Origin of the sequence: Hymenobacter coccineus (assembly GCF_001816125.1) — a bacterium.
Classification (GTDB): domain Bacteria; phylum Bacteroidota; class Bacteroidia; order Cytophagales; family Hymenobacteraceae; genus Hymenobacter; species Hymenobacter coccineus.
Genome location: NZ_MDZA01000049.1, coordinates 1 through 12,390 on the forward strand (window position 1 = coordinate 1; position 12,390 = coordinate 12,390).

Annotated in this window: 13 protein-coding genes; all 13 read right to left on the reverse strand. The window is 63.5% G+C overall.

Features of this window, described 5'->3' with window-relative positions; all coding sequences use genetic code 11:
* On the reverse strand, positions 1-309 hold a 309-nt coding region (gene secG / locus BEN49_RS04055; RefSeq protein ID WP_125916490.1), incomplete at its 3' end, for a preprotein translocase subunit SecG.
* Positions 309-1,892 carry a DUF8458 domain-containing protein gene (locus tag BEN49_RS04060; protein WP_070741120.1) on the reverse strand — a complete coding sequence of 528 codons (1,584 nt, stop codon included), beginning with the start codon at positions 1,890-1,892 and terminating at the stop codon, positions 309-311. The genes BEN49_RS04060 and secG, both read right to left, overlap by 1 nt.
* A gap of 181 nt (positions 1,893-2,073) precedes the next feature.
* Entirely contained in the window at positions 2,074-2,598 is a 525-nt protein-coding gene (locus BEN49_RS04065) for an LptE family protein (protein WP_070741145.1), read from the reverse strand.
* Positions 2,599-2,644: 46 nt separating this feature from the next.
* Positions 2,645-3,946: a sigma-54 interaction domain-containing protein gene (locus tag BEN49_RS04070; RefSeq protein WP_070741123.1), complete on the reverse strand. Its 1,302-nt coding sequence runs from the start codon at positions 3,944-3,946 to the stop codon at positions 2,645-2,647.
* Between the two features lie 21 nt (positions 3,947-3,967).
* Positions 3,968-4,189 (reverse strand): type II toxin-antitoxin system HicB family antitoxin, encoded by a 222-nt coding sequence (locus BEN49_RS04075; protein WP_070741127.1) that lies wholly within the window; start codon positions 4,187-4,189, stop codon positions 3,968-3,970.
* On the reverse strand, positions 4,182-4,445 hold the full coding sequence (locus BEN49_RS04080) for a hypothetical protein (RefSeq protein ID WP_141765611.1): 264 nt from the start codon (positions 4,443-4,445) through the stop codon (positions 4,182-4,184). Before BEN49_RS04080 ends, BEN49_RS04075 begins: the two co-directional genes overlap by 8 nt.
* A gap of 35 nt (positions 4,446-4,480) precedes the next feature.
* Positions 4,481-5,914, reverse strand: a complete 1,434-nt coding sequence (gene miaB, locus BEN49_RS04085; protein ID WP_070741132.1) for a tRNA (N6-isopentenyl adenosine(37)-C2)-methylthiotransferase MiaB — start codon at positions 5,912-5,914, stop codon at positions 4,481-4,483.
* 310 nt (positions 5,915-6,224) lie between these two features.
* Positions 6,225-7,517, reverse strand: coding sequence for an anthranilate synthase component I family protein (locus tag BEN49_RS04090; protein ID WP_239691809.1), 1,293 nt, complete (start codon positions 7,515-7,517; stop codon positions 6,225-6,227).
* 107 nt (positions 7,518-7,624) lie between these two features.
* Positions 7,625-9,199: a tetratricopeptide repeat protein gene (locus tag BEN49_RS04095; protein ID WP_070741134.1), complete on the reverse strand. Its 1,575-nt coding sequence runs from the start codon at positions 9,197-9,199 to the stop codon at positions 7,625-7,627.
* Between the two features lie 92 nt (positions 9,200-9,291).
* The gene (locus tag BEN49_RS04100) at positions 9,292-10,062 is read right to left on the reverse strand and encodes a zinc ribbon domain-containing protein (RefSeq protein WP_070741136.1); all 771 of its coding nucleotides are present in this window, start codon (positions 10,060-10,062) and stop codon (positions 9,292-9,294) included.
* A complete protein-coding gene (locus BEN49_RS04105; RefSeq protein ID WP_070741139.1) occupies positions 10,052-11,173 on the reverse strand; it encodes a Nif3-like dinuclear metal center hexameric protein in 1,122 nt (373 codons plus the stop codon). Before BEN49_RS04105 ends, BEN49_RS04100 begins: the two co-directional genes overlap by 11 nt.
* A gap of 182 nt (positions 11,174-11,355) precedes the next feature.
* Positions 11,356-12,051, reverse strand: coding sequence for a uracil-DNA glycosylase family protein (locus tag BEN49_RS04110; RefSeq protein WP_070741142.1), 696 nt, complete (start codon positions 12,049-12,051; stop codon positions 11,356-11,358).
* Between the two features lie 20 nt (positions 12,052-12,071).
* A partial coding sequence (locus tag BEN49_RS04115; protein WP_438831772.1) for a DUF6992 family protein occupies positions 12,072-12,390 on the reverse strand: 319 nt, incomplete at its 5' end.

The window sequence follows — 12,390 nt, forward strand, 5'->3', positions numbered from 1 at the left end:
GAGCCGCCTGCTGAGCGACGAGGGCATGAAAATCCTGTTCGTGCCCTTCTGGGGTTCACGCTGGCGGGCGGGGCCGGCCACGCCCTGGCCCAGCATGTGGGTGCCGAGCGAGAGCACTACCAAGGAAATGGCGAAGCCCCAGGTCAGTTTTTCGAGCAGGTCGCCGCTGCGCTTCACGCCAATCATGCTGGCCGCGCCGCCGGCACTGAACTGGCCGGACAGCCCGCCGCCCTTGGGGTTTTGGGCCAGCACTACCAGCGAGAGCAGGAAACACACGAGTAGAATCAGGATAATTAAGGCAGTGTACATCAGGAGGAAGGAAACAGCGGCTCTTGGCGGGCCGGGGGTTGCAATTGTTGAATTTGGGCTGCAAAGTACGCCATTTTTTCCGGCTGCTTCACCATGAGGCGTTCGTAAATCTCGATGGCCCGGGCCGTTTTGCCCTGCCGCGCCAGGATTTGCGCCAGGCCCTCGGACGCCAGCTCGGTTTCGAGGCGGGCATTGCGGACGCTTAGGTCAACTTGGGCCCCGGAGCTGGGCGGCAGCATAGCAGGGCGCGTGAGGCGCGGCTGCCGCCGCAAAAAGGTATTGATGAGGTCGACGGACGTGGGTGCTTCCGGCGGCCGGTGCGCCGCCCAATGGTCGAGCAGCAGCACATCGGGGGCGAAGAACTCGCCGGTGGGTGGCAGCGCGGCGGCGGGTCCCGTGGTGGCGGCCTGGTCGTCGGCCTCCCAGGAGTTCAGCAGCTGCACGGCAAAGCCCAACCGGCTGCTGCCGCCCAGGCCATAGCCCAGCTCCGCATCGCCCGTAAAGTCGGCCGCTGTCAGCGGCCGCACGCGGGCCGTAGCCGGCAAAGGGGCCGCTGCTGCCGGGGCCAGCGCCAGCGTGGAGGCGGCGGCGGCCCACTCGTCCACCAGGCCCGGCAGCTCATACATAGGGGCCGCTGGGGCGGGCTCCTCCGGCAATTCAAATTCTACCCGCGCCGCGCTGGCCGCTTCCGGCGGATGAATGGGCGGCGCCACGGCCGGCAGCTCGGGCTCATCGGGGCCCCCGGCGGGCGGCGCTGGGAGCGGCTCGGGCGCCAGCGCATCCGGCGTGTCTACCAGGGCTTCGGCCGGTTCGGTGTCCGCTTCCATTGGAGCGTCAGCCGCTCCATCGCTGGCAAGCGTTGGTGCTTCTTCTGTTGCCACCGGGGTCCCGGCGGGCTGCGCGTCTTCGTTTGAATCTGCTTCGTTCAGCGCAGCTTCGGGCGCTGGGGCCCCTAGTTCCGCTACCGCAACTGTTTCGTTTATCGCAGCCTCTGGCGCTGGGGCCCCTGTTTCCGCTATATCAACTGCCTCCGTTGCTTGTGCTTCTGCGGCAGATGCCTCCGGTGCCTGCTCCTCAAAGGCCGGCCCTTCCAGGGCTTCTACTGCGGAAGTCTCTGGGACTGACGTTTCGGGTGTCAGAACAACTATTGGACTAGCAACCAATTCCGTCGATACTGCTTCTGTGGTAGCTTCGGCTACCTTGGGAACGGCTTCGGCCTCGGTTGCTATCGGGGTGGCGGCTGGGGCCCCAGCGGCAACTGGCGTGGCTTGCGGCGGGACGGCCGATGGCGCGGCGGGCGCGGCTTCCAGCGGGGCTGATTCGGGCTCGGCGGTAGGGGCCCCGGCGGGGACTACTTGCTCGATGAGGCGGCGGAGCAGCTCGCGGTCGGCGGCGTAGGTGGCGGCGCGGCGCAGGCGCTGGCCGGCTAGCATGGTGCCTTGGTCGTGGGCGGCTTTGGCCAGCAGCAGGTGGGCCGTCTGGCAGTACGGAAACGCCTGGGCCAGCTGCTCCAGCTCGCGCACCTCCGCCGGCGCAATGGCCGTGGGGTGGTCGAGGACGTGCAGAAGGGCGGCGCGGGTCATGATTTTTTAATTATAAATGGAAAATTATGAATTATAAATCAATAAGCTGCGCCCTAGCGCAGTTTTCAGCCGGCGGACCGGCAGCGGCTAATCTGTACACTGACCCGAAAACTGCGCTAAACCCGGCGGTGGACCGTATCAAAAGGAAGCAACCCGTAGCTTTTAACTTATAACCGCCCGACTACCAGTTGGCCACCGATTTATTGAAAATATCGGTGATGACGTTGTTGGTGATTTTGCGCACCGCCGTCTGGTCGTTGTTCACGGCCGCCACGTCCTGAGTCGAGGGGAAGTCGCCGAAACTCTGGAACACCTGGTCGAAGCTCGCCTTTTCGTCCTTGCTGTTCACGAAGCGCACCTTCACCTGGATGGTGAGGCGGCTGGAGCCGGCCAGGTCCACCCCGTCCACCTTTTGGATGGCCGCCGGGGCGTAATCATAGGCCACGATGCTGCCGTCGAACTGAATGTCGCCGTCGCGCGGCACCAGCTTCAGGCTGGTGTTGCGCTGGAAATAATCCTTCAAGTCCTCCGTAAAGCGCTGCGTTAGGAACGCTGGCGCGTTGGGGGCGGTAGTTTGGATGGTTTGAATGGAAAACGTGCGGATGGCCGGGTCGATGTTGGTACCGTTGAACGAGTACACCCCGCAGCCCGTCAACATTAAGCTGAGCGCCAGTAGCGGATAGCCGATGGCCCTTTTGCGCAGCATGCCAAAAAAGCTAATAGCCAGTAGCTGATAGCTAACGGCCAGCAACTTACACTTGCTCCAGGTCATATTGCTTGAGTTTGCGATACAGGGTGCGCTCGGAAATGCCCAGGTCGTGGGCGGCGTACTTGCGCTTGTTGTGGTGCTTGCGCAGGGCCTTGAGGATCATCTCCTTCTCCTTAACGTCGAGCGAGAGCGTTTCTTCTTCGGTTTCGTGCGAAATGTCTTCCACCGGCTGCACCTCGTCGTCGTAGTCGTCGGCCTCGGCGTGCAAATTCGGGCTGGCCGGGGCCCCCAGGAAGTACTCGGCCGCCGGGGCCCCGTCGAACCCGTTGGCGGCGGCGGGGGCCCCAGGGGCAAACAAGTGGCTGTTTTGGCGCAGCAGCTCCTGGGTTTCGTGGGGGCGCTGGCCGGCGGCCAGCTCCAGCACCAGCTTTTTGAGGTCGGTCATGTCGCGGCGCATGTCGAACAAGATCTTGTACATCAGGTCGCGCTCCGAGTAGCCGCCGGGGCCCTCGGCCGCGCCGCTGGCGCCCAGCAGCATGGGCAGCTGGCTGGTTTGGGCGGTGGGCAGGTACTTAGCCAGCTGGCGGGCGTCAAGCTCGCGCTCCATTTCCAGCACCGAGATTTGCTCAGCGATGTTCTTGAGCTGGCGGATATTGCCCGGAAACCGGAACCGCGTGAGCAGCTGCACTGCGTCGGGCGTCAGCGAAATGGGCTTCACCCGGTGCTTCTCCGAAAAATCGGCCGTGAACTTGCGGAACAGCAGGTAGATGTCCTCGCCTCGCTCGCGCAGCGGCGGCACCGTAATCGGCACCGTGCTCAGGCGGTAGTACAGGTCCTCGCGGAAACGGCCGTTGCGCACGCTTTCCAGCAGGTTCAGGTTGGTGGCGGCCACCACGCGCACGTCGGTTTTCTGCACCTTGCTGCTGCCCACGCGGATGAACTCGCCGTTTTCGAGCACGCGCAGCAAGCGGGCCTGGGTGCCGAGCGGCATCTCGCCAATCTCGTCGAGGAAGATGGTGCCGCCGTTGGTCACCTCGAAGTAGCCTTTGCGCGCCTCGTTGGCCCCCGTAAACGAGCCCTTTTCGTGCCCAAACAGTTCCGAATCAATCGTGCCCTCCGGGATGGCGCCGCAGTTGATGGCGATGAACTGCCCGTGCTTGCGCGGCGACAGCGCGTGGATAATCTTCGAAAATGACTCCTTGCCCGACCCGCTTTCGCCGGTGATGAGCACCGTCATGTCGGTAGGGGCCACCTGCGTGGCCACCTGAATGGCGTAATTCAGCGCCGGCGCGTTGCCGATGATGCCGAACCGCTGCTTGATGGATTGAATTTCTTGCGGAGTCAATTTTATTCGATTAAAGTGCCGCTAAGCAGCAATTTGCAAACGTTCGCGCGGGGCTGGAATTTCGCGCCCCAGTTTCAGGGCAAAATCCATCCATTCCTGGATGATAACCGCCGCGTTGGCCAGGGCCTCTTCTTGCGTTGCCCCGTCGGCCATGCAACCCGGTAAATCCGGTACTTCCACAATGAAAGCCTTGTCTTCAGCGCTCCAGTACAATACGACCGGATAATGATGAGGATTAGGCATTGCGCTCAAAAAAAATGTCAAACCTTTTCCTTTTACCGAAGCCACCGATACTTTTAAGAAACAAGGTTTCAGGCTCGTGCTCATCTACTGCACCAGATATTTCCCAATTGGGAAGAAGAAAGCCCTTTTCCTTGTAAAAAATATAGTATTTGAAAGAAAGTTGGTCATTTTCAGCGTCGTCAAAAACCCGATTTATTTCTTCTAAATCCAATTTGATTTCGAAAAATGACTCTAATTCGGCTAAAGTCAAACGCAAGGCATCGTTAATAAGAAGCGCCTGGCATTCCATTGCTAAACCGCTTCGCCCAGCAACGTACTAGCGGAAGACGAATGCACGAGCACATCCACGTAGTCGCCTTTCACGAAGTTTTGTTTTGGGAAGATGACGACTTGGTTCTGGCTGTTGCGGCCGCTAAGGTGCTCCTCCGAGCGCTTCGAGAAGTTTTCGACCAGCACCTTGTGCACCCGGCCGACGCCGCGCTGGTTGCGCTCGGCACTGTGGAGTTGCTGTAAGTCAATAATTTCCTGGAGGCGGCGCTTCTTGGTTTCAAGCGGAATGTCGTCGGCCAGCTTGCGGGCGGCCAGCGTGCCGGGGCGCTCCGAGTAGAAGAACTGGTAGGCCATGTCGTAGCGCACGAATTCCATCAGGCTCTTGGTATCCTCGTGCTCGGCCTCGGTTTCGGAGCAGAAGCCGGCAATCATGTCGGTCGAAATGGCGCAGTCGTCGCCCAGGATTTCGCGGATTTTCCGTACCCGGTCTTCGTACCAGGGCCGGTCGTAGGTGCGGTTCATCAGCTCCAGTACCCGCGAATTGCCGCTTTGGGCGGGCAGGTGGATGTACTTGCAGATGTTCTCGTGGCGCGCGATGGTGTGCAGTACCTCGTCGGTAATATCCTTGGGGTGCGAGGTGGAGAAGCGCACCCGCAGCGCGGGGCTAATGAGGGCTACGCTTTCGAGGAGCTGGGCGAAGTTCACGAACTCGGTGCCGTCGGCGCTGGTCCACTTGTAGGAGTCCACGTTCTGGCCCAGCAGGGTTACTTCCTTGTAGCCGGCCGCTACCAAGTCGCTGGCTTCCCGCACGATGCTGTGGGCGTCGCGGCTGCGCTCGCGCCCACGGGTGAAGGGCACCACGCAGAACGAGCACATGTTGTCGCAGCCGCGCATGATGCTGATGAAGGCCGACACGCCGTTGGAATTCAAGCGCACGGGCGTGATGTCGGCGTAGGTTTCGTCGCGGCTGAGCAGCACGTTCACGCCTTTTTGGCCGCCATCTACCTGGCTGATGAGTTGGGGCAGGTCGCGGTAGGCGTCGGGGCCCACCACGAGATCCACGATTTTCTCTTCTTCTAAGAACTTGCTTTTCAAACGCTCGGCCATGCAGCCGAGCACGCCCACCAGCATGCCGGGCCGGCGCTTCTTGTGCGAGTTGATTTGCTTGAGGCGCATGCGCACCGTCTGCTCGGCCTTTTCGCGGATGGAACAGGTGTTGAGCAGTACCAGGTCGGCGGTGGCCAGGTCCTCGGTCAAATCAAAGCCCTCGTCGTAGAGGATGCTCGACACGATTTCGGAGTCCGAGAAGTTCATCTGGCAGCCGTAGCTCTCGATGTAGAGCGAGCGGGGGCGGCCCGTGCGGGTGGCGGCGCTCACGCGCACCTCGCCGCCGGGGGCGTGCTCAGGGGCAGCGGCTTTATCTAGAAAATCGAGGGTCAGCAGGGGTTGGGACATGGCAAAGGCCGCTTTCCGGCGGGCCGCAAAGATACGGCTTCCCGTCGGAAAATGACAGAATGGCAGGGCGGGTCATTTAACAGTTATCAGTTACCATTTAACAGTTAGCGCGTTGCGCCGCACCGTTTCGCTGCGCGAAAAGACCATTTCCATCCACTGCATCGATGATTGTTATCCCCATCCAGAAGTGAGCTACGGCCAGTGTAGAACGAGTGGACTCCGTTTTGCGCTAGGAGTCTGGGTAAACGTCAAAACGGAGTGCCACTCCGTTCTACAGTACCACGTTCCAGTTTGCGTCGATTAATAGCTATTAACTGATAGCCGTGCCCAGCGCTTCCAGTAGGCCTTGGGCCTTGAGCAAGCACTCGGCGTATTCCTGCTCGGCGTCGGAGTCGTAGGTGATGGCTGAGCCGACCTGGAAGCTGAGGTAGCCGGTGTCGGCGCGGTACTGGAGGCTACGAATCACCACATTAAAGTCAAAATCGCCGCCGGGGCCCACCCAGCCGATGCTGCCGCTGTAGAGGCCGCGCCGGCTGCGCTCGTAGCCCTCGATGAGCTGCATGGCGCGCACCTTGGGGGCCCCGGTCATGGAGCCCATCGGGAAGGTGGCGCGCAGGATTTCGGGCAGCGCCACGCCCGGGCGCAGGGTGGCTTCGACGGTTGAAATCATTTGCCACACGTGGCGAAACGGGTATAGGCCAAAGAGTTCGGGTACGCGCACGGAGCCGGTTTTGGCCACGCGGGCCAGGTCGTTGCGCACCAGATCCACGATCATCAGGTTCTCGGCGCGTTCTTTTTCGTCGGCCAGCAGGGCCTGTCGCTGCCGGGCGTCGTCGGCCGGGGTGAGGCCGCGGCGGCGGGTGCCCTTGATGGGTTGGGAAAGGATGGTGGGGCCCCGGCGTGCCAAAAAACGCTCGGGCGAAGCGCACAGCAGGTAATGGTCGTGCCAGCGCACGAAGCCCGCAAACGGCGCCGGCGAGGCTGCGTTGAGCCGCCAGAAAAGCGCCGTAGGGTCTAGCTGCACGTGTTCGGCGTAAAATTCCTGGCACAAGTTCAGCTCGTATACCTCGCCGTTAAGAATGTCCTCGCGTACGGCGGCCACGGCCCGCAGGTAGTCGGCCTTGAGCAGGCGCGGGCGCAGAGCCGGTACCTGCGGCGGGGCCCCAGCCGGCAGCGCCGTAGCCAGAATTGCGGCCAGTATTCCATCGGCAGTGCCGTGGATTTCTACGATTTCGGCCTGCCACACGAGCCAGGTTTGGGGCGTGAAGAAGTGCAATAGCGGCCAGTCAAGGGCCCCAAAGTTCGCGCTGGTTAAAGCCTCAATCTCATTTTTGAGGTCGTAAGTAAGGAAGCCGCAGCGTGGGGCCCCCGCCGCTGGCCGGGCCAAGCAGTCGTCCAACTCGGCCAACGATTTTGGGGCCTCTGGTGCTGCGTCGGCCACGGCCAGCAGTCGGCCGAAGGGGCCCCGGGGGTACTCCAGTTGGTCGCTGTGCTCGAAATATGCGCAGTGTCGAAACTGCGCTGCCCACTGCAAGGCCCGTCGCCGGAACTCGTCTGGCCCAATCGGTAGGCTGGCTAACGGAATGATGAGGGGCTGGCGCACGGCAGTATATGGAAGGTAAGTATTCCTAAACCGCACGAAAAAGAACGTCATGCAGAGCGCAGCGAAGCATGACGTTCTTTTTCGTGCGGTTTTATTTAGGAGCAAGCCTATAACTCGCGCAGGGCCAGCTTGGCTTTGGCATCGGTGCTGTTTTTGTACTCGTGGGTGGGCGAGTGCAACGCCTGCTCGAAGTAGGCTTTGGCTTGGGGGCGCTGGCCGGCGGCCCGGGCCAGGTAGCCCAGCTCCAGGGCGGCCTGGGGCCCAAAGTAGTAGGTGTTTTCGCCCGCTTGGGTGGAAATGGCCAGCGTTTGGGCGTAGGCTTGGCGGGCCGAATCGGGGCGGCCCAGGCCCTGGTAGGCACGGGCGTAGCGGTAGGGGCCCTCCAGCCGGTCGCGCAGGGGCGTGGCGGCCGTGGACCGGAACATGCGCAGGGTAGCCAGCGCCGGGCGGTAGTAGCCGCCGTCGAGCTGCAAGCGGGCCCGGGTCAGGACGGGGCTGAGGGCCTGGGCGTTGTGGTAGAAACGCTGGGCGTAAGCATCTTCCTCTACCATGGTGGGGCCCGCCTGGTTAATTTGCTGGCGGTAGCGCTCGACGGCCGCCGCTGGTTCCCCGCCCAGCCAGTCAGCTAGGTAGAGCTTAAAGGCGGCGTCCTTGCGGTAGTTCTGGCCCCGGTATTCGCGCAGGAATTGCAGGTTTTCGCGCTCCGAACCGGCGTAATCAGCTTGGTAAAGCAGCAGGTCGCCGGCCAGGTGGTGCAGGTAGGCGAAGGGCAGGTAGGCCGGGCCGGTGGGCCGGGCGCGGTAGGCGGCCAGGGCGGTGGCCGTCTGGTGCTGGCGCTTGAGTACGGTGGTGGCCACGTAGGCAAAGAGCAGGTTATCGGGCTGTTGGGCGGGCATTAGGGCTGCCAGCCGCAGGGCCTCGGCGGGCTGCTTAAAATAGGTCTCGCGGATGAGGGCCCGGAACAGCTGGCTCTCGGCCTGGAAGGCGTGGGGCTGGTCGGCGGCCTGGCCGAGGTTGGCGAGGCCGGCGTCCACGTCGCCGGGCAGGCCCAGCAGACGCAGCAGCCAGTGGAAACCCTGAGGCAGCGTGCCGAGGGCGAACTGCCCCAGGCCCAGCGTGGTACGGGCCGGCACGAAGCCCGGGTACTGCCGCGCCAGGGCCTGCACCTGCTGGTAGGCGCGGCGCAGCTGCCAGGCCCCCACCACCTGGTGCCCGAAGCCCACGTGCTCCAGCCCCAGGTGCAGCCGGATTTCGGCGCGGGCGTAGTCGCGCCAGGGCCCCGCGGGGGCCTCGTCCAGGGCGTCGAGCCGGGCCTGCTGGCCGGGCACCAACTGCGTGTAGCGCACGGCGTCCTGGGTGGCCAGCAGCTCCACGAAGTCGGCGCAGTCGGCCACCAGCAGGGGGGCGGGGGCCCCGGGCGTGCGGGCCAGCTCGGGGGCCAGCAGCTGCCGGGCGGTGCCCAGGCGCAGCTTCAGTACCTCGGCGTAGGCGCGCTGGCTGCTGGGCGGTAAGTGGTTATCTGCCGCCGCAGCGACCGGTGCGGGGGCGGGACCTGCTGCTTCGTAGCTGCCGGGGCCCTGCGGCGCGAAGGCCAGCGGCAGCCACAGGCCCAGCAGGGCCCCCCGCCACTGGGGAGCCGGCCAAAAAGCGCGGAGGAGGTGCCTGCGGGGTAAGCGAAACATGGAATGGCCAGTCAACAAAAAAGGAACGGCGCGGGGCCGTTCCTTTTCCTTATTTCTTCCGAGTGGGCCCCGTGGGTACCTGTTCAGGCAAGCTAAACGTTGACGGTAGCGCGGCCTTCCACATCGGCCAGAATGCGGCCGCAGTGCTCGCACACGATGATTTTCTTGTGCGAAATAATGTCGGCCTGGCGCTGGGGTGGCACCGTGTTGAAGCAGCCGCCGCAGGCGTCGCGGCGCACCAGCACCACGGCCAGGCCGTTGCGCACGTTGCCGCGGATGCGGGTGTAGGCCGTCAGCAGGCGGGGCTCCACCGGAACGGTGGCTTGCTCACGCTGGGCCAGGATGGCGCGCTCTTCTTCCTCGTTTTCGGCGATGATGGTGTCCAGCTCGCCCTTTTTGGTGTCAAGGTCCTTGCGGCGCTCGTCGAGCTTGCTCTTGGTACCCGAGATTTCAGCGTTTTTCACGTCGATCTGGTACTGCGATTCCTTGATTTTCTTGTCCGAAATCTGGATTTCGAGGCGTTGCAGCTCCATTTCCTTGGCAATGGCTTCGAACTCGCGGTTGTTGCGCACGTTCTGCTGCTGCTCGTCGTACTTCTTAATAAGCGTTTCGGCGTCTTTGCTGGCTTGCTTGCGGCTTTTGATGAAGTCGTTGAGGCCCTGAATGTCCTCGTCGAATTTCTTCACGCGCACTTCGTAGCCGGCAATCTCGTCTTCGAGGTCGCGCACTTCCTCGGGCAAGTCGCCACGCACGCGCCGAATCTCATCGAGCTGGGAATCAAGGTGCTGCAAAGCGAGCATGGCTTCCAGCTTGGTGGCTACGGGAACATCGGCGTGGGCCAGGGCGGCAGCTTTAGCAGTCATAGTGAACGGGATTCGTAGGAGTATCAGCGAATAAGACCGCAAAAGTACGCCCAAAACCGGCCAGGAGCAAATCGCGGAACACCTCGCCCGTGAACTGCTCGCTCTCGAAATGGCCCACGTCGCAGAGCATGAGCCGTCCCTCGGCCCCAAAAAACTCGTGGTACTTCACGTCGCCGGTCACGTAGGCGTCGGCCCCCACCGCCCGCGCCGCCCCGATGAGAAACGCGCCCGCGCCGCCGCACAGGGCCACGGTTTTTATCTCCCGCTCGAACGCCGTGAAGCGCACCACCGACACGCGCAACTGCTCCTTGAGCAGGGCCCGGAAGGCGGCGGGTGCCAGGGCCCCCGGCAGCTCGCCCACCAGGCCGGCGCCCACGTCCTGGTGCGCGTTTTCGAGCTTAACCAGCTCGTAGGCCACTTCTTCGTAGGGGTGGGCGCGGCGCAGAGCCCCCAGCACGGCGGCCTGGCGGTGCAGCGGTAGCAGCACTTCGAGGCGGGTTTCGGGCACGGTTTCGGGGCGGTTTTCCTGGCCGATGGCGGGGTGGGTGCCCGCGCCGGGCGTGAAGGTGCCCAGGCCGTCGGCGCGGAAGCTGCACGCGGCGTACTGGCCCACTTGGCCCGCGCCGGCGGCGTACAGGGCCCCCAGCACGCGGCCGGCCACGTCGGCGGCCTGGTCCTCGGGCCGGTTGGGTACGTAGGTGGTGAGGCGGGCCAGCACGCCGCTCTGCGGGGCCAGGGTGCGGGTTCTGGCCAGGCCCAGCTTCTCGGCCAGCTTGTCATTCACGCCGCCGCGTACGTTGTCGAGGTTGGTGTGGGCGGCGTAAATGGCCACGTCGTTTTTCAGGGCGGCCATAATGGTTTGCTCCACCTCGTTGGCCCCCGTCAGGCGCTTGAGGGGGCGGAAAATGACCGGGTGATGGGCGACTACCACGTTGCAGCCGCGGCGTACGGCTTCGGCCACCACGGCCGGCGTGCAGTCGAGCGTGATTAAAACGCCCGTGATTTCAGCCTGCGGATCGCCGCATTGCAGGCCGGCGTTGTCGTAGCTCTCTTGGTAGGCGAGGGGCGCAGCGGCTTCGAGCAACTGGGCCAGGGCTTGAACGGTAGGCATTTGCGTCAGTTATCAGTTGGTAGTTATCAGTTGAGAGGCTGTTTAAGTTAACGCCAGTGTGGTGTAGAGACGCATCCTTGCGTCTCGGGCTCGAACGGCTTGTCTAACTATCGTTCAAGCCGGAGACGCAACGATGCGTCTCTACAGCGTTTCAAGAGCCAAAAAATCAAGTCAAACAGTTGCTAGGAACTGGCGGGGCTTAAGCACTCGCCCAGCACCTCCACGTAGCGGGCCACATTGGCGGCCAGGTCGCGGCGGTGGTACTGCATGAGGTAGCGCGGGTGGTCGAGGACGATGATCTTCTCAAACAAGCCCAGCTCATCGTTCAAGCGGTTGAAGAAGATGCCGTTGCGTTTGCCCAGGCTCACGGCCACGTCGGTGCGCAGGCCGAGGCCGGTTACCTGCTGGCGCAAGGAGAGCTGCATGTCGGGCCACAGGGCTTTGGTGAGGGCGGGCGCGTCGTAGTAGTTGTAGTTTAAGTCGTTGCGTAGCAATACCAGCGGGTACACCGAGCCCAGATAGAAGTGCTGGTAGAACGCCGCGGGGCCCCCGAGCGCCGCCACCACTTGGTACACGAACTGGCTGGATATTTCGGGCCGCTGCCGGGGCAGGCCGTGGGCGATGCCGCAAAACTCGGCCAGGGACCCCGGGTCGGTGAAGGCCACGCCGGTGCGGCCCATTCCCAGCCGGCCGGGGTTGATGCCCAGCATGGCTACCCGAGGCTGGTTGTCGGCGTAGAACTTGTGCGCAAACTGGTTGAGCAAGTCGTATACCGCCGGCTCGCGGAACGGGCTCCGGGCCGCCACGCCGGTGGGCAGGGCCTCGGGCAATGGAAACGTGCGCAGGAAGTGCAGCAGGCGGTGGGCGAAAGTGGGCATGGGGCGAAATTGAGGCGAAATCAGCGCAGCGGCAGCACCACGGCTACCGCGCCGGGGCCCACGCGCACGCGGCTCAGCAGCGGGTACAAGGCCTGGCCGTGCCGGTGGTGGGAGGCAAATTGAAACCCGTCGAACAGCAGCAAAAAGCCGCCTTGCAGCAGCAGCGACTGGCCGTAGCCGCGCCAGCGGTTGGGGTTGTCGGTGGCGGGGTTGCGGCTTTTTTCCAGGAAGTACGCGCCGGTGGCCAGGTAGGCCACGTCGAGGCCGGCGTTGAAGAGGTACAGGTTTTCGGTGCGCAGCTGGGCGCGCACGGCGCCGGGGCGGTCGGTGGGGGCCCCG